Annotated in this window: 27 protein-coding genes; 13 read left to right on the top strand and 14 right to left on the bottom strand. The window is 63.1% G+C overall.

What is annotated here, in order from left to right; all coding sequences use genetic code 11:
* The first annotated feature begins 122 nt into the window (after positions 1–122).
* Entirely contained in the window at positions 123–1,142 is a 1,020-nt protein-coding gene (locus EOB80_RS13845) for a LacI family DNA-binding transcriptional regulator (protein ID WP_127328153.1), read from the top strand.
* Positions 1,143–1,174: 32 nt separating this feature from the next.
* Here the strand turns inward: EOB80_RS13845 and EOB80_RS13840 are convergent, their stop codons facing one another.
* From EOB80_RS13840 to EOB80_RS13830, 3 genes are all read right to left on the bottom strand, one after another.
* Positions 1,175–2,176, bottom strand: coding sequence for an LLM class flavin-dependent oxidoreductase (locus tag EOB80_RS13840; protein WP_127328151.1), 1,002 nt, complete (start codon positions 2,174–2,176; stop codon positions 1,175–1,177).
* Positions 2,177–2,244: 68 nt separating this feature from the next.
* Entirely contained in the window at positions 2,245–3,414 is a 1,170-nt protein-coding gene (locus tag EOB80_RS13835; RefSeq protein ID WP_127328149.1) for an AI-2E family transporter, read from the bottom strand.
* 252 nt (positions 3,415–3,666) lie between these two features.
* The gene (locus EOB80_RS13830; protein ID WP_127321808.1) at positions 3,667–4,725 is read right to left on the bottom strand and encodes an LLM class flavin-dependent oxidoreductase; all 1,059 of its coding nucleotides are present in this window, start codon (positions 4,723–4,725) and stop codon (positions 3,667–3,669) included.
* Between the two features lie 300 nt (positions 4,726–5,025).
* Between EOB80_RS13830 and EOB80_RS13825 the strand changes: the two genes are divergently transcribed.
* The gene (locus tag EOB80_RS13825) at positions 5,026–5,454 is read left to right on the top strand and encodes a DUF6481 family protein (RefSeq protein ID WP_023761392.1); all 429 of its coding nucleotides are present in this window, start codon (positions 5,026–5,028) and stop codon (positions 5,452–5,454) included.
* A 128-nt stretch (positions 5,455–5,582) separates the two neighbouring features.
* Here EOB80_RS13825 and sugE read toward each other — a convergent pair whose 3' ends face one another.
* The gene (sugE, locus tag EOB80_RS13820) at positions 5,583–5,897 is read right to left on the bottom strand and encodes a quaternary ammonium compound efflux SMR transporter SugE (RefSeq protein WP_013528463.1); all 315 of its coding nucleotides are present in this window, start codon (positions 5,895–5,897) and stop codon (positions 5,583–5,585) included.
* A 206-nt stretch (positions 5,898–6,103) separates the two neighbouring features.
* Positions 6,104–6,229 carry a hypothetical protein gene (locus EOB80_RS35870; RefSeq protein WP_013528464.1) on the bottom strand — a complete coding sequence of 42 codons (126 nt, stop codon included), beginning with the start codon at positions 6,227–6,229 and terminating at the stop codon, positions 6,104–6,106.
* Positions 6,230–6,438: 209 nt separating this feature from the next.
* Here EOB80_RS35870 and EOB80_RS13810 point away from each other — a divergent pair, with 209 nt between their 5' ends.
* The 3 genes from EOB80_RS13810 (at position 6,439) to EOB80_RS13800 (ending at position 8,807) form a co-directional block, all read left to right on the top strand.
* Positions 6,439–7,248 carry a transglutaminase family protein gene (locus EOB80_RS13810; RefSeq protein WP_127328193.1) on the top strand — a complete coding sequence of 270 codons (810 nt, stop codon included), beginning with the start codon at positions 6,439–6,441 and terminating at the stop codon, positions 7,246–7,248.
* A 127-nt stretch (positions 7,249–7,375) separates the two neighbouring features.
* Positions 7,376–8,341, top strand: coding sequence for a cation diffusion facilitator family transporter (locus tag EOB80_RS13805; RefSeq protein ID WP_127328147.1), 966 nt, complete (start codon positions 7,376–7,378; stop codon positions 8,339–8,341).
* Between the two features lie 61 nt (positions 8,342–8,402).
* Positions 8,403–8,807: a GFA family protein gene (locus tag EOB80_RS13800; RefSeq protein WP_127318300.1), complete on the top strand. Its 405-nt coding sequence runs from the start codon at positions 8,403–8,405 to the stop codon at positions 8,805–8,807.
* A 20-nt stretch (positions 8,808–8,827) separates the two neighbouring features.
* Here the strand turns inward: EOB80_RS13800 and EOB80_RS13795 are convergent, their stop codons facing one another.
* Positions 8,828–10,099: a DNA recombination protein RmuC gene (locus EOB80_RS13795; RefSeq protein WP_127328145.1), complete on the bottom strand. Its 1,272-nt coding sequence runs from the start codon at positions 10,097–10,099 to the stop codon at positions 8,828–8,830.
* Positions 10,100–10,202: 103 nt separating this feature from the next.
* On the opposite strand from EOB80_RS13795, the gene def reads away from it, so the two are divergent.
* Entirely contained in the window at positions 10,203–10,733 is a 531-nt protein-coding gene (def, locus tag EOB80_RS13790) for a peptide deformylase (protein ID WP_127328191.1), read from the top strand.
* A gap of 3 nt (positions 10,734–10,736) precedes the next feature.
* On the opposite strand, the gene EOB80_RS13785 is transcribed toward def, so the two are convergent.
* Positions 10,737–10,988, bottom strand: coding sequence for a hypothetical protein (locus EOB80_RS13785; protein ID WP_127328143.1), 252 nt, complete (start codon positions 10,986–10,988; stop codon positions 10,737–10,739).
* 153 nt (positions 10,989–11,141) lie between these two features.
* On the opposite strand from EOB80_RS13785, the gene EOB80_RS13780 reads away from it, so the two are divergent.
* Genes EOB80_RS13780 through truA form a run of 5 tightly spaced genes read left to right on the top strand, consistent with a single transcriptional unit; the run spans position 11,142 to position 14,146 of the window.
* Complete coding sequence (locus EOB80_RS13780; RefSeq protein ID WP_127328141.1) at positions 11,142–11,429, top strand: plasmid stabilization protein; 288 nt, start codon at positions 11,142–11,144, stop codon at positions 11,427–11,429.
* Positions 11,426–11,851, top strand: a complete 426-nt coding sequence (locus tag EOB80_RS13775) for a type II toxin-antitoxin system VapC family toxin (protein WP_127328140.1) — start codon at positions 11,426–11,428, stop codon at positions 11,849–11,851. The genes EOB80_RS13780 and EOB80_RS13775 overlap by 4 nt, the downstream gene beginning before the upstream one ends.
* A 44-nt stretch (positions 11,852–11,895) precedes the next feature.
* Positions 11,896–12,849 carry a methionyl-tRNA formyltransferase gene (gene fmt / locus EOB80_RS13770; protein ID WP_127318312.1) on the top strand — a complete coding sequence of 318 codons (954 nt, stop codon included), beginning with the start codon at positions 11,896–11,898 and terminating at the stop codon, positions 12,847–12,849.
* Positions 12,846–13,352: an N-acetyltransferase gene (locus EOB80_RS13765; protein ID WP_127271002.1), complete on the top strand. Its 507-nt coding sequence runs from the start codon at positions 12,846–12,848 to the stop codon at positions 13,350–13,352. Before fmt ends, EOB80_RS13765 begins: the two co-directional genes overlap by 4 nt.
* Positions 13,353–13,375: 23 nt before the next feature.
* Entirely contained in the window at positions 13,376–14,146 is a 771-nt protein-coding gene (truA, locus tag EOB80_RS13760; RefSeq protein WP_127318314.1) for a tRNA pseudouridine(38-40) synthase TruA, read from the top strand.
* Here the strand turns inward: truA and EOB80_RS13755 are convergent.
* Positions 14,113–14,748, bottom strand: a complete 636-nt coding sequence (locus EOB80_RS13755; protein ID WP_127328138.1) for a transporter — start codon at positions 14,746–14,748, stop codon at positions 14,113–14,115. The two genes, truA and EOB80_RS13755, sit on opposite strands and share 34 nt — an antisense overlap.
* 5 nt (positions 14,749–14,753) lie before the next feature.
* Entirely contained in the window at positions 14,754–15,947 is a 1,194-nt protein-coding gene (gene dapE, locus EOB80_RS13750; protein WP_127328137.1) for a succinyl-diaminopimelate desuccinylase, read from the bottom strand.
* A gap of 125 nt (positions 15,948–16,072) precedes the next feature.
* On the opposite strand from dapE, the gene EOB80_RS13745 reads away from it, so the two are divergent.
* Positions 16,073–17,113, top strand: coding sequence for a 2-dehydropantoate 2-reductase (locus EOB80_RS13745; protein ID WP_127328189.1), 1,041 nt, complete (start codon positions 16,073–16,075; stop codon positions 17,111–17,113).
* On the opposite strand, the gene EOB80_RS13740 is transcribed toward EOB80_RS13745, so the two are convergent.
* From EOB80_RS13740 to dapD, 4 genes are all read right to left on the bottom strand, one after another.
* The gene (locus tag EOB80_RS13740) at positions 17,016–17,789 is read right to left on the bottom strand and encodes a hypothetical protein (protein WP_127318320.1); all 774 of its coding nucleotides are present in this window, start codon (positions 17,787–17,789) and stop codon (positions 17,016–17,018) included. The two genes, EOB80_RS13745 and EOB80_RS13740, sit on opposite strands and share 98 nt — an antisense overlap.
* Positions 17,790–17,802: 13 nt before the next feature.
* Positions 17,803–18,180: a DUF805 domain-containing protein gene (locus tag EOB80_RS13735; RefSeq protein WP_023810766.1), complete on the bottom strand. Its 378-nt coding sequence runs from the start codon at positions 18,178–18,180 to the stop codon at positions 17,803–17,805.
* Complete coding sequence (locus EOB80_RS13730) at positions 18,173–18,535, bottom strand: DUF805 domain-containing protein (protein WP_127318322.1); 363 nt, start codon at positions 18,533–18,535, stop codon at positions 18,173–18,175. The genes EOB80_RS13735 and EOB80_RS13730 overlap by 8 nt, the downstream gene beginning before the upstream one ends.
* Positions 18,536–18,607: 72 nt before the next feature.
* The gene (gene dapD, locus EOB80_RS13725) at positions 18,608–19,462 is read right to left on the bottom strand and encodes a 2,3,4,5-tetrahydropyridine-2,6-dicarboxylate N-succinyltransferase (protein WP_127269742.1); all 855 of its coding nucleotides are present in this window, start codon (positions 19,460–19,462) and stop codon (positions 18,608–18,610) included.
* Positions 19,463–19,689: 227 nt separating this feature from the next.
* Between dapD and EOB80_RS13720 the strand changes: the two genes are divergently transcribed.
* Positions 19,690–20,535, top strand: a complete 846-nt coding sequence (locus EOB80_RS13720) for an LOG family protein (protein ID WP_023810769.1) — start codon at positions 19,690–19,692, stop codon at positions 20,533–20,535.
* A gap of 108 nt (positions 20,536–20,643) precedes the next feature.
* On the opposite strand, the gene EOB80_RS13715 is transcribed toward EOB80_RS13720, so the two are convergent.
* Positions 20,644–21,369, bottom strand: a complete 726-nt coding sequence (locus EOB80_RS13715; RefSeq protein WP_127272323.1) for a pyrimidine 5'-nucleotidase — start codon at positions 21,367–21,369, stop codon at positions 20,644–20,646.
* Positions 21,370–21,429: the final 60 nt, after the last annotated feature.

Genomic DNA, 21,429 nt, shown 5'->3' with positions numbered 1-21,429 from the left:
TGCAATTCGATTCTTGCTAAAAAGGACAGGATTCCGTACGTATTGGCCAGCAAGGGTGGCGAAACGTTTCGAAAATGACAGCGTCAGGGCAAAAAAGACACCGCAAATCCACCGCGCCCACCATGCTTCATGTGGCTGAAGCGGCGCGTGTTTCTGTCGCCACCGTTTCGGCGCTGATCAATGGCACGGCGACGGTCAGCCCGGAGCTTAGCCAGCGCATCGAGCAGGCAATCCGCGATATCGGCTACAAGCGCAACGCGATCGCCCGCAGCCTGAAGATGGGCACGACCCGCACCATCGGACTGACCGTGCCGCACATCACCAACCCGTTCTTCACCGATGTCGTCTCGGTCATCCAGCAGGCCTTCGACCGGGCCGGCTATGCCGTCATGCTGTGCTGCACGGACGAGGATTTGAACACCCAGGACGACCAGATCAGGCTGCTGCTCGACCGCATGGTCGACGGGCTGATCGTGGCGCGCGTCGGCGACGGCGCGATCCTCAAGCGGATCGTCGACGACGCCAACGTGCCGGTCGTGCTGCTCGATCGTATCTGCAAAGGCATCGACACCGATGCCGTGGTGCTGGACAACCAGCGCGCGGTGTTCGACGCCATCACCTATCTGATCAATCTCGGCCACCGGCGCATCGGTTACATCACCGGCACCTCGGACATCTCGCCGATGCATGACCGCATGGCGGGATATCGCGAGGCGCTTCACGTCGCCGGCCTGCCGATCGCCGAGGAGCTGATCCGCTTCGGCAATTTACACGAGATCGACGGCTATAACGAAACCATGCAGATGCTTTCCTCGCATGATCGTCCAAGCGCGATCTTCTCGGCGAACAATCCGATGGTGATCGGCACCATGAAGGCGATCCGCGACATCGGCCTGTCCTGCCCGGAAGATATTTCGGTCGCCTGCTTCGACGACTTTCCATGGTCCGACGTGTTCCAGCCGCAGTTGACCACGGTGGCCCAGCCCGTGCAGGCGATCGGCGAACAGGCGGCCAATCTGCTTCTCGATCGTCTCGCCGGCAACAGGGACGCGCCGCCGCGCAAGCTTTTGCTCAAGGGCAGGCTGATGATCCGCAATTCATGCCGTCCGCTCGGCGCGATTGCGCAGAGCGTGAGCGCGTAGCCTGCCCCCGGCGTAAGTCGTACCAGGATTTGTCAGGCCGCCTGCGACAGGGATTTGTGCGCGTCGGCCAGGATCTCGAACGATCGCACCCGTGCCGCATGATCAAAAATCTGCGCGGTGACCATCAGCTCGTCGGCACCGGTGCGGCGCACGAAGGCATCGAGGCCTTGCCGCACCGTTTCCGGAGAGCCGACGACGGCGCAGGACAATGCCTGGCCGAGCATTGTCTTTGCCATCGGATCGAGATCGCGGTCATAGTTCTCGACAGGTGGCGGCAGCCGGCCGGCCCGACCGGTGCGCAGATTGACGAAAGCCTGTTGCAGCGAGGTGAACAACAAACGGGCCTCCGCATCGGTGGGCGCGGCGAAGACATTGAGGCCAAGCATGACATGCGGCTTGTCGAGCTGCTCGGACGGCTGGAAGCGCGAGCGGTAGACATCCAGCGCGTGATCCAGCTCCGCCGGCGCGAAATGCGAAGCGAAGGCGTAGGGCAGGCCGAGCATGGCGGCGAGCTGCGCGCCGTAGAGGCTGGAGCCGAGGATCCAGACCGGCACGTTCTGGCCTTCGCCGGGCACGGCGCGAATTCGCTGGCCTTCCTCGGCCGGCTGGAAATAGCCCATCAGCTCGACGACATCCTGAGGGAAATTGTCAACCCCGGCCTCAAGATTGCGGCGCAAGGCACGGGCGGTGCCCATGTCGGTGCCGGGCGCCCGGCCGATGCCGAGATCGATGCGGCCCGGATGCAAGGCGGCCAGCGTGCCGAACTGCTCGGCAATCACCAGCGGCGAATGGTTGGGCAGCATGATGCCGCCGGCGCCGACGCGAATGGTCTTGGTACCGCCGGCGACATGGGCAATGACGACGGCTGTGGCCGCGCTGGCGATACCCGGCATGTTGTGATGCTCGGCCAGCCAGAAACGCTTGTAGCCCAGGCGCTCGGCATGGCGGGCAAGATCGAGCGAGTTGGCCAGCGACTGCGAGGCATCGCTGCCTTCGACGATCGGCGACAGGTCGAGAACGGAAAGAGCGGTCATGGATGGGATCCTGTGTCAGGACCGCATGTAGGAAGCATCCGGCGGCGCCGCAAATTCAAAAATATTGATCAGCCTTTGATAGCTTTGGGGTCGGCGATGTCGTCCTCCTCGACGACAACCGCGTGCTGCGCGGCGAGAAAATTGCCGACATGGCTGAGCCCGTCGAAATGATCGCAGAATACCTTGATGACGACCAGCAGCGGCACCGCCATCAGGGCGCCGACGAAGCCCCACAACCATGACCAGAAGGCGATGGCGATCAAGATTGCCACGGCGTTGATCTCCAGACGCCGGCCGACCACCATCGGCGTCACGAACTGGCCTTCGACGATGTCGCACAAGATCACGAAGGCCGGCGCCAGAAGCGCGTAGAAGATGGTATCGAAGCTGATCAACGCCATGACCGTGACAAGCACGATGGTGATCAGCGCTCCGACATAGGGCAAGAAGTTGAGCAACGCCGCGGCGGCTCCCCAGACCAGCGGATTGGGCATGCCGAGCGCCCACAGACCAAGAGCGATGACCGTGCCGAGGCCGGCATTGATGATGGTGACGGTGAGCAGATAGTGCGAGATTTCGCGCTCGACGTCATAGACGACGCGCAGCGCCCGTTTCTTTTCGCTGAGGCTGGCGAAGGACTGGATGATCTTTTCATAAAACATCGTGCCGGAGGCGAGCAGGAACAGCGACAGCACGAAGATGATGGTCAGGCCTGTCCCGGCCGACAGGATGTTGCTGGCGGCCGCCGACAGGATGCCGGACTGCGCCATCGCCACCCTCTGGATGCCCGGCTCCTGCGACGTCTGGGTCAGCTGTTCGATCTGATGCGAAATCTGCATGATCTTCTCGAGTGGGCGGCGCAATTGCGCCAGCCGTTCGGCAAGTTGCTGGCCTATCGAAGAGGTGTTGTTGATGAGGTCGATGATCGGTCCGCTGAGCAGGTAGCCTACGCTGGCAAAGATGCAGATCGACAACAGCACCAGAAGGGTCGCCGAAACCACTTCGGAGATGCCGTGCCTGCGCAGGAGCCTAACGATCGGCGTCAGCGTCAGCGCCAGCAGGAAAGCCAGAATGACCGGCATGAAGAAAGCGCGAGCGAAGTAGAGCGCATAGATGGCCATGAACAGGAAAATGCCGACCAGCAGCGAGCGCATCAGATGCGTGTCGGCGCGGGCCGCAACGCGCGAATCCGACTCGTCGGCGATGGCGCGGCCCAAGGCAGCGTGTTCTGTTTTCATGCTCACCCTCGAGCCGGCGCCCTCGGCGATCGGCTATTGCTTGCATGAACGCAGAGTTATGGGCGCAGGTTCCATGAGCCGGCTTCCGGAATGAGGCCCGTTTGCACGGGTCCGGAAATCAGAGCGCGCCGCAGCATCCAGGCCTGCACTCACGGAGTTGGAAGAAAGATTTGGCTTCTTCCGAATGTCGTGGCGACGAGAACGATAAATCCGGCCCTTCTCAATGGTAGCAGCCAGCAGCCGACATTTCCGTCAGGCTGGCGCGGTGACGGCTGTGGCAGCCCTGGCTGTTTCCTTGCGCACGATCGGCGCCACCCTGGTGCCGTAGAGTTCGATCGCCTTCATGATCTTGGCATGCGGCATGGTGCCGATCGCCATTTGCAGCAGGAAGCGGTCATTGCCGAAGATCTTGTGCTGGGCGACGATCTTCTCAGCCACTTGCTCGGGACCGCCGACGAACAACGCGCCGTTCGGGCCGCGCGACTGGTCGAAATGCGCTTGGGATGTCGGACCCCAGCCGCGCTCGCGGCCGATGCGGTTCATCACCTCCGCCTGCGGGCCGTAAAAATCGTCGGCCGCCTGCTCGGTCGTCTCGGCGATGAAGCCGTGCACGTTGATGCTGGTGGCAAGGCCCCTCGGGTCGCTGCCGGCGCGCTTGGCGGCTTCGCGATAGAGATCGAACAGCGGCGCGAAGCGCGCCGGCTCGCCGCCGATGATGGCGAGCGCCAGCGGCAGGCCGAGCGCACCCGCGCGGGCGGCAGACTGCGGCGTGCCGCCAATGGCGATCCAGACCGGTAGCCTGTCCTGGAAGGGCCGGGGATAAACGCCGCGATCGTTGATCGGCGCGCGCAGATTGCCGGACCAGGTAACCTTCACGCCGTCGCGGATGGCAAGCAGCAGATCGAGCTTTTCGGCGAACAGTTCGTCATAGTCCTCGAGGTTATAACCGAACAGCGGGAAGGATTCGATGAACGAGCCGCGTCCGGCCATGATCTCGGCGCGGCCGCCCGACAGAAGGTCGAGCGTTGCGAACTGCTGGAACACGCGCACCGGGTCATCGGAAGACAGAACGGTGACGGCACTGGTCAGCTTGATGCGCTTCGAGCGCTCGGCGGCCGCGGCCAGGGCCACGACCGGTGCGGAGGCGGCATAGTCGGGCCGGTGATGCTCGCCGAGGCCGAAGACGTCGAGGCCTACCTGATCGGCCAGCTCGACCTCCTCGATCAGGTTGCGCAGCCGCTCATGCGGGCCGATGGCGCCGGGGCCCGGCTGCGGGCTGACGTCGGCGAAGGTGTAGAGACCGAGTTCCATCTAATGTCATCCTGGTGTTGGAATTTGCCGCTAGACGTAGCCATCCGCCAACCTCGCCGCCAGAGGCGCGACGGTGAACAGTGCATGTCGTTTTCGGTTCAATCTCTTCGTCGCAATTCCCAAGGGAAAGCGCTGCGCGCTTTTCCCGGAAAACCGTTTCACACTTTCCCTGAAATTGCTCCAAAGGCGTCTCCCGAGTGCAACAGCCGACAATTTCATGGCTGCCATGCCGTTTTGGCGCTTGAACTCTCGGTTTTCGCGCGTATGTAAGCCTCGCGAATTGACTTCAGGGAAGTGGACTTGGCTATCTACAGGGAAAAAGACGTTTTCGAGCGGCGCAATGCCGCAAACGAGGCAAAGAAGGCGCTCCTCGAGCGCTTCAAGGCAAAGCCCGCAGCGGATGATCCCGCTGTGCTGGCGCGGCAGGCTGAACGCAAGGCGATCCTTGCGGCCCGCGAAATCCGCGAGGCTGAAAAGGCTCGGCTGAAGCAGGAGAAGCTGGCACGCGAAGCGGTCGAGAAGGCCGAGCGCGAGGCAGCAGCCGAAGCGGCACGTATCGCCGCCGAGGAAGCTGCACAGGCTGAGGCCAAGATTCGGGAATCCGAAGAGAACGAGCGCATCGCCCGTTTTCTGGCCGACGAAGCCGAACGCAAGGCCAAGCGTGACGCGCGTTATGCGGCACGCAAGCAGCGCACCGGCAGGACGCCGCCGGGCTTCTCCGCCCGCTAGCCTCAGGATTACCGAAGCAGCCAGCTTCGACAATCAGGGTCGCCTCACAGCGGCCCTGAAGGTGTTTGTCCGTCGCCCAAATATTGGTCCCGGTTCTGGGAGGACGACATGCGCAAACCAAAAGACCGTCAGGCGGCGAACTTCAGCCCCATGATGCCGCAGACGATGAGCGCGATGCAGGCCAGCCTGATCGCGGTGGCTGGTTCGCCGAGCAGCCAGATGCCGAGCAGTGCCGTACCGACGGTGCCGATGCCGGTCCACACCGCATAGGCGGTGCCAACGGGCAGCGCCTTCAGCGCCAGGCCGAGCAGAGTGAGGCTGACGACCATCGAGGCAACGGTCAGTACGGTCGGCACCAGCTTCGAGAAGCCATCTGTGTATTTGAGGCCGATTGCCCAGCCGATCTCGAACAGGCCGGCGAAAAAGAGAAGAATCCATGACATCGACAACGCTCCATCAGAGCATCGGACCGAAAGGTGATTTCGGCGTCCGACGATCAGTCAAACAATGGCGGGTCGTCCCGTCCGGATTTTGGGGAAGCGCGAGGTCGTCCCCGCCATGCCAATATAGGAACTTCGAGCGCTCGATCAACAGCGGCCGGCAACAGTGTCGCCGGCCGTAACCCTTATTGCGAAGTGGATCGCCGGACCTACTTGTCCTTGAGCTTCATCGCCTTGACCGGCGGCGCCTTCAGCGCGGGAGCCGGAGCGGGCTTCTTGGCGTCCTTCTTCGGCTTGCGGGCTTCCTTGCCTGCCTTCATCGCACCTTTAGCCATGATTCGTTCCTCCTGATGTGGGACGCCAAGTGAAACAAGAGAACCGCCCGACCGCAAGGGGTTAGCGACCGTTGCCGGCGTCGCCGGATCGCTTTCACCGGTTTCTAATTTGCTCGTAAACCATGACGGTCCGTGCGATGGTGATTTTCGCACTGCAGCATCGACCCGAGCTTCGCCGGGTGATCGTCAGGCAGGCCGTCAGGACGACAATGCGAATCCACATCGGCTGCGAGATGAGCTTCGACTTTCCGCAGGAAACGCCGCTCATCGCGATGCTGAATGTGCATTATTCGCGTGCCTCCGATCTCGAGCGGCCGGATTTCCTGATTTCCAACCCGCCGGTGCCGATCGAAAGCTATCGCGACAGTTTCGGCAATTGGTGCAACCGGTTCGTCGCGCCGCCCGGGCGTTTCACCTTCGGCACCGACGCGGTGATCCGCGATCCCGGCACTTTCGAGATGGGCGACCTGATGGCCTGGCAGCACGAGGTGCGCGACCTGCCGGCGGACACGCTGCTGTTTCTGCTGCCCAGCCGTTTTTGCGAAAGCGACCTTCTGGCTGATGAAGCGTGGCGGCTGTTCGGCAACACGCCGCTGGGCATTCCGCGCGTGCAGGCGGTCTGCGACTTCGTCCATAACCACATCGTCTTCAACTACGGCAATGCACGGCCGACACGCACCGCCGCGGAAGCGTATCGCGGACAGAGCGGCGTGTGCCGAGACTACGCGCATCTCGCCGTCACCTTCTGCCGGGCGCTCAACATCCCAACGCGCTATTGCACCGGCTACATCAGCGACATCGGTATGCCGAAGCCATGGGCGAGCATGGATTTCTGCGCCTGGATGGAAGTCTATCTCGGCGGCCGCTGGCATGTCTTCGATCCGCGCAACAATGCACCGCGCATCGGCCGCATCCTGATCGCCTCCGGCCGCGACGCCGCCGACGTGCCGCTGACCCATATATTCGGCCCGGGAACGCTTGCCGGCTTCAAGGTGTGGACCAGCGAGATCGTCGAGTAGTCGCCGTTTTCCATAGGCCGATCTCTCATGACCGCTGGCTTGGACGACCCGACATTCGCGCGGTGTGATGCCTGTGGAGCTTTAGCGGCCTGGCCGCTAGACTGCGCCTTGAATGGGAACAAATGCCATGGCCGGGCACGGCGGCTCAAAAAAGGTGATCTACGCGGCGCTCGCCGGCAATTTCGCCATCGCGCTGACCAAGTTCGCCGCCGCCGCCTTTACCGGCAGTTCGGCGATGCTGTCGGAGGGCGTGCATTCGCTGGTCGATACCGGCAATGGCGGCCTGCTGCTCTACGGCATGCACCGCGCCGCCCGCCCGGCCGATCGCACGCATCCGCTCGGTCACGGCCGCGAACTCTACTTCTGGAGCTTCATCGTCGCGCTCCTCGTCTTCGCGCTGGGCGCCGGCGTGTCGTTCTACGAAGGCGTGATCCATATGATGGCGCCGGAGCCGGTCGCCAACGCCGAGGTGACCTACATCGTGCTCGGCCTTTCCTTCCTGTTCGAAGGCAGTTCGTGGTGGGTGGCGCTGAAGGAGTTCCGCCAGCAGAAGGGCAAGCAGGGCTGGCTGCGGGCGGTGCAGTCGAGCAAGGATCCGAGCGTCTACACCGTGCTGTTCGAGGACAGTGCAGCACTTCTCGGCCTGATCGTCGCGTTCGTCGGCATCCTGGCGGCGGAAGTTCTGGAGATGCCGGAACTCGACGGCGCCGCCTCGATCGGCATTGGGCTGATCCTGGGCGCGACGGCAATCTTCCTGGCCCGCGAAAGCAAGGGCCTGCTGATCGGCGAGCCGGCATCGCCCGAGGTGCAGATGAAGGTGCTGGCGATCGCCCAGCAGGATCCGGCGGTGCAGCGGGCGAACGGCGTCCTGACCGTCCATATGGGGCCGACAGAGATCGTCGCCGGGCTCAGCATCGAGTTCGAGGACCATTTGACGGCGCCCGAGATCGAAGCTTGCGTCGAGCGCCTGGAGGCGCAGCTGAAGAAGGAAATGCCGGAGATCACGCGGCTGTTCGTCAAACCACAGACGGCAGGCACCTGGGAGCAGCGGCGCAAGCTGATCGAGACCGCATCCGATCCGGCTCTGGACTAGCGCTGCGCCATTGCCTCACGGCCTTGCCCCGCTAGATTGAAGGGACTTTGGAGGAACGAAGATGAGAATAGACGGCGGCTGTCATTGTGGCGCCATCACTTACGAGGCCGAGGTCGACCCGGAGAACACCGGAATCTGCCACTGCACCGATTGCCAACAACTGACCGGAACGGCTTATCGCGTGACCGTGGGCGCGCCTGAAGGCCACTACCGGATCACCAAGGGTGCGCCAAAGGTCTATATCAAGACAGGGTCGAGCGGCGACAAGCGCGCGCAGGGCTTTTGCGGCGAGTGCGGCTCGCATCTCTACGCGACATCGGTTGGCGACGGGCCGAAGGTTTATGGCATCCGGGTCGGCACGGCGCGACAACGTGAACAGTTGGTCCCGAGACGGCAAAGCTGGCACCGCTCGGCGCTGCCCTGGTTGCCGGAATTCCCGGGTATGACGACCAAGGAAGAGCAGTAGCGCCGGTCCGGCGCCGCGCCTCAATCGTCGCCTTCGACGACCCTCAGCCTGAGCTGCCCGCTTTTCGAATCGGCAACGCGCGCGCCAGTATCGACCTTCGCGGCGGGAGCCCGTGACGCTGCGTCCGCGGCGGCATCGCCGTCGGGCTGTGCGCCGAACTCCAGCGCTTCGATCTTCTGGCCGCGCTTGGTGACCTTCGACGTCGAAACCAGGATGTCGTCGATGTCCTTGGCCGATTGGCCAAAATGGACCTGCAGCTTGCGCACCCGCTCATCGACGCGCGCTACATCCTCCATCAGCCGAATGACTTCGCCCTGGATCAGGTGCGCCTGTTCGCGCATGCGGGCATCCTTGAGGATCGCCTGGATGACCTGGATCGACAGCATCAGCAGCGACGGCGAGACGATGACGATTCGGGCGCGGTGCGCCTTGTGGACGATCGCCTCGAAATTCTCGTGGATCTCGGCGAACACCGATTCCGACGGCACGAACATGAAGGCGGTGTCCTGCGTCTCGCCCTGGATCAGGTATTTTTCCGAGATATCGCGGACATGGATCTCGATGTCGCGGCGGAAGGCCTGCGAGGCGGCCTTCTGCAGGTCGGCGCCGTCGGCGGCGCGGATGGCATTCCAGGCTTCGAGCGGAAACTTGGCGTCGATAGCCAGCGACGGTGCGCCGTTCGGCATCTTCACCAGGCAGTCAGGACGGCTGCCGTTCGACAGCGTCGCCTGGAATTCATAGGCGCCGTGCGGCAGGCCGTCGGCGACGATCGCCTCCATGCGCGACTGGCCGAAGGCGCCGCGCGTCTGCTTGTTGGAGAGGATCGCCTGCAACTGCACCACCTGGCCGGCGAGCGACTGGATGTTGCCCTGCGCGACATCGATGATGGCCAGCCGCTCCTGCAATTTGGCCAGGCTCTCATGCGTGGATTTGGTCTGCTCGGTCATGGTCTGGCCGAGCCGGCCGGTCATGGCGTCGAGGCGCTGGCCGATCGATTGCGTCAGCTCCGCCTGCCGTGCGCCGAACACTTCCGCAATGGCGCCCATGCGTCCCTGCATTTCGGCCTGGCTTTGCAGAATGCCGGCCATCCGCACTTCCGCGTCGCGGGCATGATCGGCGGCTTCGGCAGCCGCCACGGCGCGCGCCTTCGCCGACCGCCACAGCGCGATGACCAGCGCCATGAACAGGGCCAGAAACAGCAAAGCGCCGAAGGCCAGCGCATGGCCGAGCGTGATGGTTGTGGCGCCGAGCCGGGCGACAGGCTCCGAAAGGATGGTGCTCAAATCATTCATGTGGACAGCATAGACGATTCGCCGCGATAGCACAGATCAAAACGTGAACGAGCCTGATGCCGACCGGTTGACGCTTTTCGCTGGAGGTCTTAGGTGGAACGCCATGCCGATCAAGCCGCTCATCATCCTTCCCGACCCCATCCTGCGCCAGGTTTCCAAGCCCGTGGAGCGTGTCGACGCGCCTTTGCGCAGATTAGCCGACGACATGCTGGCGACCATGTATGACGCGCCGGGTATCGGGCTGGCGGCGATCCAGATCGGCGAACCGCTGCGCTTACTGGTGATCGATCTGGCCAAGGAAGACGAGACGCCGGCGCCGCATGTCTTCATCAACCCGGAAATCCTGGAGAGCGCCGACGCGCGCTCGGTCTATGAGGAAGGCTGCCTGTCGATCCCGGATTATTACGCCGAGGTCGAACGCCCGGCCGCCGTGCGGGTCAAGTATCTCGACCGCGACGGCAAATTGCAGGATATGGAGGCCGAAGGCCTGATGGCGACCTGCCTGCAGCATGAGATCGACCACCTCAATGGCGTCCTGTTTATCGACCACATCTCGAAGCTGAAGCGCGACATGGTGGTGAAGAAATTCAAGAAGCTCGCCAGGGACAAGGCGCCGGGCAAGCTGGCGGGATAGGGATCATTCGAGCACGCCACGCAAAACCCAATCCCTGCCAAGCTCGAACGCTTTTGCAAGCGCGCGAGATTCTGGCGAGATGATCAGCACCAGAGAGACAACCACGGCTAACACCATCAGTAGCAGGGTGTTATAAATGGCGAAATTGCTCTCTCTTCGCCTCGACAATTCGCCTTTCTCGTATCGTTCTTCGACCGATTTGTATTCAGCTATTGGCTTCCTGCGTTTCCCAAAGGGATTTTGAGCGCGCTGCATATGAAGCTCCCAGGACAGATCCGCGAAGCATACGCCTGAACAGTTGGTGTAGACTTAATGGACCGTTTTGAGTGGCTGGGGGAAGGGGGCGGAACTCTTGTTGATCAATGACTCCGGGGGTGATATCAGTGATATCAAATCTTGGAGGCATCCATGGGCGATATGTTGATCAGAGATATTCCCGAACCGTTGAAGCGCGAAATCGAACACGCGGCGCGCAAGGGCGGCCAAAGTCTTTCGGGCAAGGCGATCGATCTCTTGCGTAAAGGCATGGTCGCGGAGAAAGAAGCCAAACCGGAGCCGGGACTTTCCGCGTGGGATGCCATTCGTTCGGCGTTCGCTGCTGAAAATGCAATAGGCGATGAATTTTCCGAGATAATGGACCAAATCGAAGCGGACGGAAAACGCGACTTCGGCCATCCAGTTGAGGATTTCGAGTGATCATCCTCGATACCAATGTTGTTTCCGAAGCCAGCAAACCGGCGCCCGACTTGAATGTCTCCGCCTGGTTCCGCAAACAGGATCTTCTCGCACTCTACATGTGTGGGCCAGTCATCATGGAGCAGTCTTTCGGGGCCGAACGGTTTTTGAACAAGACGGGATCAGACCGTTATATTCGCGTGCTCGATCAGCTGATTTCGCAGCAGTTCGCCGGCCGCATCGTGGACTTTTCCGGTTCGATCCCCCGACTTGCCGGCAAGCTGCGGGCGACGCGGGAAAGAATTGGCCGTCCGATCAGTCTTTCCGACGCCATGATTGCCGCGATCTGCCTCGCCCATGATGCGACGCTTGCCACGCGCAACGTTCGCGACTTCGACGGGCTTGACCTGAAGCGCGTAAACCCGTTTGAAGCGGATGCTTGAGCCGGCACACGGCGCGAGCAAGAAGACAGGATACCGGAAGAAAAATGCCCCTTCGCGTCATCTTCATGGGCACGCCGGAGTTTTCGGTGCCGACTTTGCGCGGGATCGCCGAGGCTGGCCATGAGATATCAGCCGTCTATACCCAGCCGCCGCGCGCCGCAGGACGGCGCGGGCTGGAGTTGACGCCATCGCCGGTGCAGCGCGAGGCGGAGCGGCTGGGCATTGAAGTCCGGGCGCCGGTTTCGCTCAAGGGCGAGGCCGAGCAGGCCGCTTTCCGTGCCTTGCGGGCCGATGTCGCCGTGGTCGTCGCCTATGGCTTGCTGCTGCCGAAGGCCGTTCTCGAGGCGACCCGGCTCGGCTGCATCAACGGCCATGCGTCGCTTCTGCCGCGCTGGCGCGGTGCCGCGCCGATCCAGCGCGCCATCATGGCCGGCGACCTGGAAAGCGGCATGATGGTGATGCGCATGGAAGAGGGGCTGGACACCGGCCCGGTCGGGCTGGTTGAAAAATGCGCCATCGAACCCGATATGACAGCCGGCGATCTGCATGATCGGTTGATGAGTGTCGGTGCTGCCTTGATGGTGGAAGCGCTGGCGCGACTGGAAAGGAATACCCTGACATTCACCACACAAGCTGTGGATGGGGTGACCTACGCCAAGAAAATCGATAAATCCGAGACTCGCGTGGACTGGACTCGCTCAGCAAGTGAGGTCCACAATCATATTCGCGGCCTGTCACCCTTTCCCGGCGCCTGGTCGGAGATAGGAATTGGCGGCCGTCAGGAGCGGCTGAAACTGCTTCGCTCGACGCTGTCGCAAGGCCTGTCGCTTTGGGAAGAGTTGGGCGAGTCGGGAGGAATTCTCGATGACCGGCTGACGGTCGCCTGCGGGGCAGGCGCGATCAGGCTGGTCGAAGTTCAACGCGCGGGCGGAAAGCCCGCTGCCGCGTCGGAGTTCCTGCGCGGGGCCAAGATCGAAAAAGGACTGAAATTCTCATGAGCATGATGTCGATACGCGCGGCAACGCCGCGGGATCGCGAGGCCATCCGCCTCGTCGAGGAACACGCTTTCGGCCAGCAGGCGGAGGCCGGTCTGGTCGACGCGCTGGTGACCGGCGGCGACGCTGTTGCCGAACTGGTGGCGGAAGAGGACGGCCAGGTGGTCGGCCACATCCTGTTTTCGCGGCTGTTCGTCCAGAATGGCGGCAAGACTTTCGCGGCCGTGGCGCTGGCACCGCTGGCGGTGGAGCCCTCGTTCCATGGCAGCGGCATCGGCGGCGCGCTGATCCGCGAGGCGCATATCCGCCTCAGGGATGCCGGCGAAACGCTGGCTGTGGTGCTCGGCGACCCCATCTATTACGGGCGTTTCGGATATAGCCACACGCGTGCCGAGAACTTCGAGAGCGAATACCAGGGCGAAGCGCTGCAGGCGCTGGCCTGGGGCGACGCGCCTGAGGCCGGCACGCTGGTCTACGCCTCCGCCTTCACCGCTCTCGCCGCGTAGGCGAGAGCGTATAGCCGCCCGGCATGCCGCGTTTTCGCCTCGACATCGAATATGATGGCAGTCTGTTTGCCGGCTGGCAGCACCAGGCGGATCAGCCTTCGGTGCAACAGGCGATCGAGCGGGCGATCGAAAAATTCTGCGGCGAAGCGATCCGGCTGCGCGCCGCCGGCCGCACCGATGCGGGCGTCCATGCGACCGCGCAGGTGGCGCATGCCGACCTCGCCAAGGCGTGGCCGGGCGACAAGGTGCGCGATGCCGTCAACGCCCATCTGCAGGCGGGCGGGGCGCGTATCGCCATCCTGAAAGCGACAGTCGTCTCCGACAGCTTCGACGCCCGCTTCTCGGCCATCGGCCGCCACTATCTCTACCGCATCCTGAACCGCCGTGCCCCGGCCGCGCTCGACAAGGGCAAGGTGTGGTGGGTGCCGAAGCGGCTCGACGCCGGCGCCATGCACGAAGCGGCGAAAGTCCTGCTCGGACGGCATGATTTCACCACCTTCCGCTCGACCCAGTGCCAGGCCAACAGCCCGATCAGGACGCTGGAACGGCTCGATGTGAGCCGACAGGGCGACATGATCGAGGTCAGGGCTTCGGCGCGCTCGTTCCTGCACAATCAGGTACGTTCGATGGTCGGCTCGCTCAAGCGCGTCGGCGACGGCGGCTGGACTGCGGCCGACCTGAAAACGGCGCTCGAGGCGCACGACCGCGCCGCCTGTGGCCAAGTGGCGCCGCCCGACGGGCTGTTTCTCACCGGTGTCGATTATCCAGTCGAGACGAGCCCGGACAGGCTCTGAACTCCGACATCCTCCGGCACGGTGATGCCGAGCAGCGCCTGCAGGCCGAACAGCACCAGCAGCGAGACGATGAACATGCCGACGAAAACGGCGGTGCCGACCGATGCGCCCCTGCCGATCGTGGCGTTGGTCATGCGCCAGGTCAGCACCATCGACAGGGCAAACAGGAACAGCGACACAAGGCTCGCAGCCTGGCTTGCGGACGAGAGGAAAAGCCGGATCAGGGCCGAGGGCAGCATCAGCCAGGCGGTGATGGCCGAAGCCCAGTTGCTGGCGACGACGTAATGGACGAAGCGGCCGCCTATGCCGGCGCGCGGCGCGATCAGGGCGAGCGCAATCAGCGGCAGCACCCAGGAGCCGATGTCGACCGTCGCCAGGCGCACCAGCATGCTGAAGCGGCCCGCGAAGGCGTCGGGATCGCCGATTTCGTTGGCGATGCCGACCCAGCCGACGATCAGCGCCGGTGCAGCAACGACAATGGCGAAGAAGGAATTCCAGAAGCCGTCGGCCGACAGGTCGAGCAGGCGCAGGCCGTCGGCCTTGCCGAGCATCAATCGCCAGGCGCCCGTCAGCGAAGCTTGGGTTTCGTCCGCCGAAAGCATGCTGTTCAGCCCTGTCCGAACCAGTCTTCTATGAAGCGCTGGTAGATTTGCGTCAGCGTTTCCAAATCGGCAATGGCGACGCGCTCGTCGACCATATGCATTGTCTTGCCGACCAGCCCGAACTCGACCACCGGACAATAGTCCTTGATGAAACGCGCGTCGGACGTTCCACCGGAGGTCGACAGCGTCGGCTCCTTGCCGACCGCCGACTTGATCGAGCCGCGCAGCGTTTCGATCAGCCTGTCGTCGCGGGTCAGGAAGACATGGCTCGGCCGGTCGCGCCAGACGAGCTCGTAGTCGACCGGCGTCTTCTTGCCCTGCCGGTACTTCCTGCGCCTGGCCGCCTGGTCGAGCCGGTTGTGGATCTCGGCCTGCAGGGTCTCGTCCGTCCAGGTGTCGTTGAAGCGGATGTTGAAGGTCGCGGTCGCTTTGGCCGCAATGACATTGGTGGCGGGGTTGCCGACATCGATGGAGGTGATCTCCAGATTGGTCGGCTGGAAGTCCCTGGTCCCCTTGTCGAAAACCGGATGCAGCAAGGCGTCGACCAGGCTCATCAGCCCGCGCACCGGGTTGTCGGCAAGCAGGGGATAGGCGACATGGCCCTGGCGGCCATTGACGGTGACCGCGCCGGACATCGAACCGCGGCGGCCGATCTTGATCATGTCGCCGAGAGCGTCCGGATTGGTCGGCTCGCCGACGACAGAGGCATCCCATTTCTCGCCCCGCGAAGCCGCCCATTCGAGCAGCTTCACCGTGCCGTTGATGGCCGGGCCTTCCTCGTCGCCGGTGATCAGCAGCGAGACCGACCCTTTCGGACCACCATTGGCCTCGACATGGCGCGCCAGGGCGGCGATGAAACAGGCAATGCCGCCCTTCATGTCGACGGCGCCGCGGCCATACATCTCGCCATTGGCGATCTCGGCGGCGAAAGGCGGATGCGTCCAGGCGGCTTCGTCGCCGACAGGCACCACGTCGGTGTGTCCGGCGAACATCAGATGCGGGCCATTGCCGGAGCGCCTTGCATAGAGGTTTTCGATATCGGGAGTGCCGTCTTCGGAAAACACCGGCCGATCGACCCGGAAGCCGAGCGGTTTGAGCATCGTCTCCAGCGCGGTCAGCGCACCGCCCTCAGCGGGCGTCACCGAAGCGCAACGGATAAGGGCGGCGAGGTTTTCGGCGGGATCGGTCGGCAGCGTCATGGCAAAAGCGATAGTCGAAAGCGCAGGGCCTGTCACGGCCAGACATAGGGGCCAGCGTCATGGCTGGCGATGCCGCCGATATTATGGTTTTCATGTCGTATAGCTCCGACCCGGCGCGGGACAGGATGGCAGACAAGGACAGAAGGATCGTCATAGCCGGTGCCGGCAGCATCGGCTGCTATGCCGGCGGCTGCCTGGCGCTGGCCAACCGAGAGGTCATTCTGCTGGCTCGGCCGCGCATCGAGGCAGCGTTGCGGCAGGGTGGATTGCGGGTCAGCGACTTCCAGGGCCGCGATCGCTCGATCAAGCCCGAGGCGCTTGTCGTCACCGTCGATCCGGCCGCCGCTTTGCCGCTGGCGGACGTGATCCTGGTCACGGTCAAGAGCGGCGCCACCCAGGATATGGCGGATCTTATCAAAGCCCATGCCCGGCCCGACGCCGTGGTGATCAGCCTGCAGAACGGCGTCGACAATGCCGACAGGCTGCGCGCTGAACTTGCCGGACGTACGGTGCTGGCCGGCATGGTGCCGTTCAATGTGGTGCAGTCGCCGGACGGCGAACTGCCGCTGCGCGTTCACCGCGCCAGCGACGGCACGGTAATGGGCGAGGATGGCGCCGCCGGCCTGGTCGGCCTGCTTGGCGTCGAAGGGTTTGCGGTCGAAGCCCATGGCGACATGAAAGCCGTGCTGTGGGGCAAGCTGCTGATGAATTTGAACAACGCGCTGGTGGCGCTTTCCGGCCTGCCGCTGGCGACCGAACTGGCCGATCGGCGCTGGCGGCTGATCCTGGCCAGCCAGATCAACGAGGCCCTGAGAGCAATGAGAGCGTCCGGCATCGAGCCGGCGCGGATCGCCGGCCTGCCGCCGGCGTTGCTGCCGAAGGTGCTCAGGCTGCCGGACTGGCTGTTCAAGCTGCTGGCGCGGCGCTTGCTGGCGATCGACCTGCAGGCGCGCTCGTCGATGTGGGACGATCTTCAGCGCGGCCGGCCGACAGAGATCGACGACCTGCAAGGCGCCATCTTGCAGCTGGCGGGGAAGGCCGGCACGCCCGTGCCGACGGTTCAGCGGGTCACCGCTTTGGTGCGCGCGGCGGAAGCGGAGCGGCTTGGCTCGCCGGGCCTGGCGCCGGAGCAGGTTGTTGCACCGGCCGGCCGTCGATCAACGTGATCTTCTGCCAGATTTTCCGCGACAGGTTGGATGCCAGGTTCTCGATGTCGTTGACGCCGTCGATGACCACGTCGTCATTGACCGACTGTGCGAACAATGCGGCGATCTTGCCCGTGATCGACAGCATTTCGGAGCAATAGTCGAGGTAACGCGCCAGGTCGGCGGCATTGGTGATGCGGGCCGGCGAGTGCGCCGTCGGCTTGAAATCGGCCGAAAGGGCTGCCGGATCCTTGGTCAGCTGGTGCATGTCGATGACATGGATCAGCGAACGCAGGCCGTGCAGCTGGCGAAACACCCTTTTGCGCTTGATGCGCTCCTCGGTGCGGATCAGAGCAAGCAAGCCCAACACAGCGAGTATGACGGTGTTGATCGAAGCCTCTATGCCTTGCACCGACTGCAGGGCATCGTGGGTCCCCGAAATGCGGTCGATCGGCAAGATGGTACCGACGAACAGGAACACCAGCACACCCGTGACGAAGGCGGCGACGATGAGCCCGCGCAGCCACCAGATCGGTGCTTCGAGCACCTTGGCCGCCTTGGCCAGATCTCGCGACAGCGAGACCAGTTCGGCGGCGACGCCACGCAATCCCGCTTCGGGGAAACGGTCGGCGATCCGCTCTTCCAGCCGCTCGGCGGTTTCGACGATCAGTTTCGGATCAAGCGTGCGGTAGCGCATGTCCGATCGGCCCTCAGGATTGTTCCGGCTCGTTGGTGCGCCGGCCATAGCGGTTGGGTCCAGGCTGCCCTGGAAACAGGCACAACACAAGGAAGGCGACGATCGAGACCACCGGCACGAACAGGATCAGCGCGGCAATGCCCGGCTTGTCCAAATCGTGCAGCCGCTTCACCGCCAGCGCGATGTTCGACCACAGCGAGGCGATGAAGGCGACGAAGAAGATGAACGACCACATGTTGCTCTCGGCCGAGCCTTCCGGCACCAGCGTGAAGCGGTAGAGCGGGAAGGCCTGGATGATGGCGACGAGCAACCCGCCAAGAAAATAGGCCGCGCGACTGACGCGGCCCGAGGTTTTGAAGAAAAGCCAGGTGAGATCTGATCTGTCAGGCAAGCGGGTCCGGTCCATATTGATTGGCGCCTCTGGCGCCTTCGAGAATGCCGCATTCCACCAGAAACCAGATCGGGCCGATGAGCGGCACCAGCATGATCAGGCTCCACCAGCCCGACTTGCCGCGATCATGCCAGCGCTTGGCGTAGACTGCGAGCGCGAAATAGATCGAGGCCAGAGCGATGAGAATGCCGATGATGCCGATCTGGGCGCCACTGGCGGTGGTGAGACGTGTACCGAGGATCGCATCGAGAATGAAGGCAACGATACCAATGACGATGAAAACGCCAATCGCGGCCCAGAACTTGCCACGGTTGATGCGACCATCAAAACTTGTGAGCAGATACTTCCAGTCCATGTCACCCCTCCATCTTGAACCAGCGCGACCGATTGTCGCGCCGGCGGAAGGTGCGCTCGCTTTGCGCAAAGATCAATCGCGCAGCAATTCGTTGATCGAGGTTTTGGAGCGGGTCTTGGCGTCGACACGCTTGACGATGACGGCGCAGTAGAGGTTGGGACCCGGCTCGCCGTTCGGAAAGGGCTTGCCCGGCATCGTTCCGGCGACGACGACGGAATTCGGCGGCACTTCGCCATAGAAGATCTCGCCGGTGGCGCGGTCGACGATCTTGGTCGACTGGCCGATGAAGACGCCCATGCCGAGCACCGAGCCTTCGCGCACGATGCAGCCCTCGACCACTTCCGAACGCGCGCCGATAAAACAATTGTCCTCGATGATGGTCGGGCCGGCCTGCATCGGCTCCAGCACGCCGCCGATGCCGACGCCGCCGGACAGATGCACGTTCTTACCGATCTGGGCGCAGGAGCCGACCGAGGCCCAGGTGTCGACCATGGTGCCGCTGTCGACATACGCGCCGACATTGACGAAGGACGGCATCAGCACGGCGCCCGGTGCGACATAGGCCGAACGGCGCACGACCGACGACGGCACGGCTCGGAAGCCCGCCTTTTCGAAATCGACGGCACTCCAGCCGTCGAACTTCGACGGCACCTTGTCCCACCACACCGCCTCGCCGGGTCCCCCCTTGATGATCTCCATCGGGTTGAGCCGGAACGACAACAGCACGGCCTTCTTCAGCCACTGGTTGACATGCCACTTGCCGTCGGCCTGCCGCTCGGCGACGCGGACGGCGCCGCGGTCGAGCAGATCGAGCGCCGACTGGATGGCGTCGCGCGTTTCGCCGCGCGTTGCCGTCGAAATCGCGTCGCGTTCCTCGAAGGCCTTCTCGATGGTCTTTTCGAGGCTCGCCAGATCGGGCTTCGACATGAATTCGCTCCATTACCAAGCTGTTAAGGGGCAACGCCTTAACCTGTTTTGAAAGTCGCGCGGACCCCTTGGCAGGCTTTGCCTGCCTGGATCTTCGCATGTAGCAGGTTCTTGTCACAAAACCGCGGGACACTTTTGCGGAACCTGCTTATGTGAAGCCTTGGTGAGGGTCAATCGCGGCTGCGTCATGGGGCGGCGCAAGTGAAGAATTTGGACGGGTAGAGCATATGACACCTATGGAAAAGGCGGGCTGGACGCCACTGCCGCATTCGGACGAGGATCTGGAGCGGTCGAAGAGTGTGCCGGATACGCCGCAGACGCGTGCCGAAACCTACCGGCTCGCCTGGAACGATCCCGACTTCATGACGCGGCGCGAGTTGCGCGCGGTCCGGCTGCAGCTTGAACTCCTGAAACCGGAAATGATCCTGGCCGAACGCGGCATCCGTTCGACGGTGATCCTGTTCGGCGGCGCGCGCCTGCCGGAACCCGGCGGCGAGGCCTGGGCGGCCAAGAACGAGACGCAGAAGAAGAACCTCGAGGAAAACAGCAAATACTATGAGGAGGCGCGGAAATTCGCCCGCCTCTGCTCGCAGCAGTCGGCCACCTCCTATTACCGCGAATATGTCGTGGTGACCGGTGGCGGGCCCGGCGTGATGGAAGCGGGAAACCGCGGCGCCGACGATGTCGGCGCGCCGTCGATCGGCCTCAACATCGTCCTGCCGCACGAGCAGGCGCCGAACATCTATGTGACGCCGGAGCTCTGCTTCAACTTCCATTATTTTGCTATCCGCAAGATGCATTTCGTCATGCGCGCCAAGGCGGTCGCGGTGTTTCCGGGCGGCTTCGGCACGATGGATGAATTCTTCGAGACGCTGACCCTGATCCAGACAGGGCGCATGGAGCGCGTGCCGGTGATCCTGTTCGGCAAATCCTTCTGGAAGCGGGCGATCAATCTCGATTTTCTCGCCGAGCAGGGCACGATCAGCCCCGGCGATCAGGACATCATCGACTTCGTCGACACCGCCGACGAAGCCTGGGGGATCATCAGCCGGTTCTACAAGTTAGGGGAGTAGGGGAGTGGGGAATTGAAGAGCTGACGAATTGAAGAACTGGGGAACTCGGGAACTGGGGGAATCTGCGAGACCGTCCTTCATTCTTCAATTCTTCAATTCTTCAATTCTTCAATTCTTCAATTCCCCTCTTCCTTCCCCCTCCACAATCGCCGTCAGAAACCCCGCCAGGTCGTCGGTGACGAAATCGACGTCGTCCTCGTTGGTCGGGTCGCGCTCCCAGATCTCGGCAAAGGTCGGCTCGAAATTGCGCGGCACGATAAGCACCGTGGTCATGCCGAGCGACTTCGGCACCGACAGGTTGCGGGCAAGGTCTTCGAACATCACCGCATTGTGGCCGGTGACGGCGTGGAGTTCAGCGAACTTCTCGTAGGTCTGGCGCGCCGGCTTGGGATTGAGCCCGGCGGCGACGATGTCGAAGATGTCGTCGAAATGGTCGAGGATGCCGAGTTGGCGCGCGGTGCGCTCGGCGTGCCTGCGGTCGCCATTGGTGAAGATGAACTTGCGGCCCGGAAGCTGGCGGATGGCGGTGCCGAGAACGGGGTCTGGCACCAGCCATGAATAGTCGATGTCGTGGACCTTCTCGAGGAAATCATCGGGGTCGATGCCATGACGTGTCATCAGGCCGTTCAGCGTCGTGCCATATTCGCGGTAGAGTTCCTTCTGCAACTTGCGCGCATCGTCGCGCGGCAATGCCAGCAGCTCGCCGACATAGGCGGTCATCTTGACGTCGATCTGCGAGAACAGATTCGAATGATGCGGATAGAGCGTGTTGTCGAGATCGAAAACCCAGTCGGTGACATGGGCGAAGCGGGCGGGGTCAGGGAGCGTGGTCATGGGCTCCTTATGGCATGAAACGCGCATTCCGGAAGCGACTTTATCCACAACTTCTGCTCG

The organism is Mesorhizobium sp. M7A.F.Ca.MR.245.00.0.0 (genome assembly GCF_003997415.1).
In the GTDB taxonomy this organism is placed as follows: Bacteria; Pseudomonadota; Alphaproteobacteria; order Rhizobiales; family Rhizobiaceae; genus Mesorhizobium.
The sequence above is the reverse complement of the archived record's forward strand: the minus strand, read 5'-3'. Positions and strand labels throughout refer to the sequence as shown.

What these genes read in the sequence shown, in the direction of transcription:
- EOB80_RS13845 (WP_127328153.1), top strand. Translation starts at nt 123, where the DNA reads ATGCTTCATGTGGCTGAAGCGGCGCGTGTTTCTGTCGCCACCGTTTCG.
- EOB80_RS13840 (WP_127328151.1), bottom strand. Translation starts at nt 2,176, where the DNA reads ATGACCGCTCTTTCCGTTCTCGACCTGTCGCCGATCGTCGAAGGCAGC.
- EOB80_RS13835 (WP_127328149.1), bottom strand. Translation starts at nt 3,414, where the DNA reads ATGAAAACAGAACACGCTGCCTTGGGCCGCGCCATCGCCGACGAGTCG.
- EOB80_RS13830 (WP_127321808.1), bottom strand. Translation starts at nt 4,725, where the DNA reads ATGGAACTCGGTCTCTACACCTTCGCCGACGTCAGCCCGCAGCCGGGC.
- sugE (WP_013528463.1), bottom strand. Translation starts at nt 5,897, where the DNA reads ATGTCATGGATTCTTCTCTTTTTCGCCGGCCTGTTCGAGATCGGCTGG.
- EOB80_RS35870 (WP_013528464.1), bottom strand. Translation starts at nt 6,229, where the DNA reads ATGGCTAAAGGTGCGATGAAGGCAGGCAAGGAAGCCCGCAAGCCGAAG.
- EOB80_RS13810 (WP_127328193.1), top strand. Translation starts at nt 6,439, where the DNA reads ATGCGAATCCACATCGGCTGCGAGATGAGCTTCGACTTTCCGCAGGAA.
- EOB80_RS13805 (WP_127328147.1), top strand. Translation starts at nt 7,376, where the DNA reads ATGGCCGGGCACGGCGGCTCAAAAAAGGTGATCTACGCGGCGCTCGCC.
- EOB80_RS13800 (WP_127318300.1), top strand. Translation starts at nt 8,403, where the DNA reads ATGAGAATAGACGGCGGCTGTCATTGTGGCGCCATCACTTACGAGGCC.
- EOB80_RS13795 (WP_127328145.1), bottom strand. Translation starts at nt 10,099, where the DNA reads ATGAATGATTTGAGCACCATCCTTTCGGAGCCTGTCGCCCGGCTCGGC.
- def (WP_127328191.1), top strand. Translation starts at nt 10,203, where the DNA reads ATGCCGATCAAGCCGCTCATCATCCTTCCCGACCCCATCCTGCGCCAG.
- EOB80_RS13785 (WP_127328143.1), bottom strand. Translation starts at nt 10,988, where the DNA reads ATGCAGCGCGCTCAAAATCCCTTTGGGAAACGCAGGAAGCCAATAGCT.
- EOB80_RS13780 (WP_127328141.1), top strand. Translation starts at nt 11,142, where the DNA reads ATGGGCGATATGTTGATCAGAGATATTCCCGAACCGTTGAAGCGCGAA.
- fmt (WP_127318312.1), top strand. Translation starts at nt 11,896, where the DNA reads ATGCCCCTTCGCGTCATCTTCATGGGCACGCCGGAGTTTTCGGTGCCG.
- EOB80_RS13765 (WP_127271002.1), top strand. Translation starts at nt 12,846, where the DNA reads ATGAGCATGATGTCGATACGCGCGGCAACGCCGCGGGATCGCGAGGCC.
- truA (WP_127318314.1), top strand. Translation starts at nt 13,376, where the DNA reads ATGCCGCGTTTTCGCCTCGACATCGAATATGATGGCAGTCTGTTTGCC.
- EOB80_RS13755 (WP_127328138.1), bottom strand. Translation starts at nt 14,748, where the DNA reads ATGCTTTCGGCGGACGAAACCCAAGCTTCGCTGACGGGCGCCTGGCGA.
- dapE (WP_127328137.1), bottom strand. Translation starts at nt 15,947, where the DNA reads ATGACGCTGCCGACCGATCCCGCCGAAAACCTCGCCGCCCTTATCCGT.
- EOB80_RS13745 (WP_127328189.1), top strand. Translation starts at nt 16,073, where the DNA reads ATGGCAGACAAGGACAGAAGGATCGTCATAGCCGGTGCCGGCAGCATC.
- EOB80_RS13740 (WP_127318320.1), bottom strand. Translation starts at nt 17,789, where the DNA reads ATGCGCTACCGCACGCTTGATCCGAAACTGATCGTCGAAACCGCCGAG.
- EOB80_RS13730 (WP_127318322.1), bottom strand. Translation starts at nt 18,535, where the DNA reads ATGGACTGGAAGTATCTGCTCACAAGTTTTGATGGTCGCATCAACCGT.
- dapD (WP_127269742.1), bottom strand. Translation starts at nt 19,462, where the DNA reads ATGTCGAAGCCCGATCTGGCGAGCCTCGAAAAGACCATCGAGAAGGCC.
- EOB80_RS13720 (WP_023810769.1), top strand. Translation starts at nt 19,690, where the DNA reads ATGACACCTATGGAAAAGGCGGGCTGGACGCCACTGCCGCATTCGGAC.
- EOB80_RS13715 (WP_127272323.1), bottom strand. Translation starts at nt 21,369, where the DNA reads ATGACCACGCTCCCTGACCCCGCCCGCTTCGCCCATGTCACCGACTGG.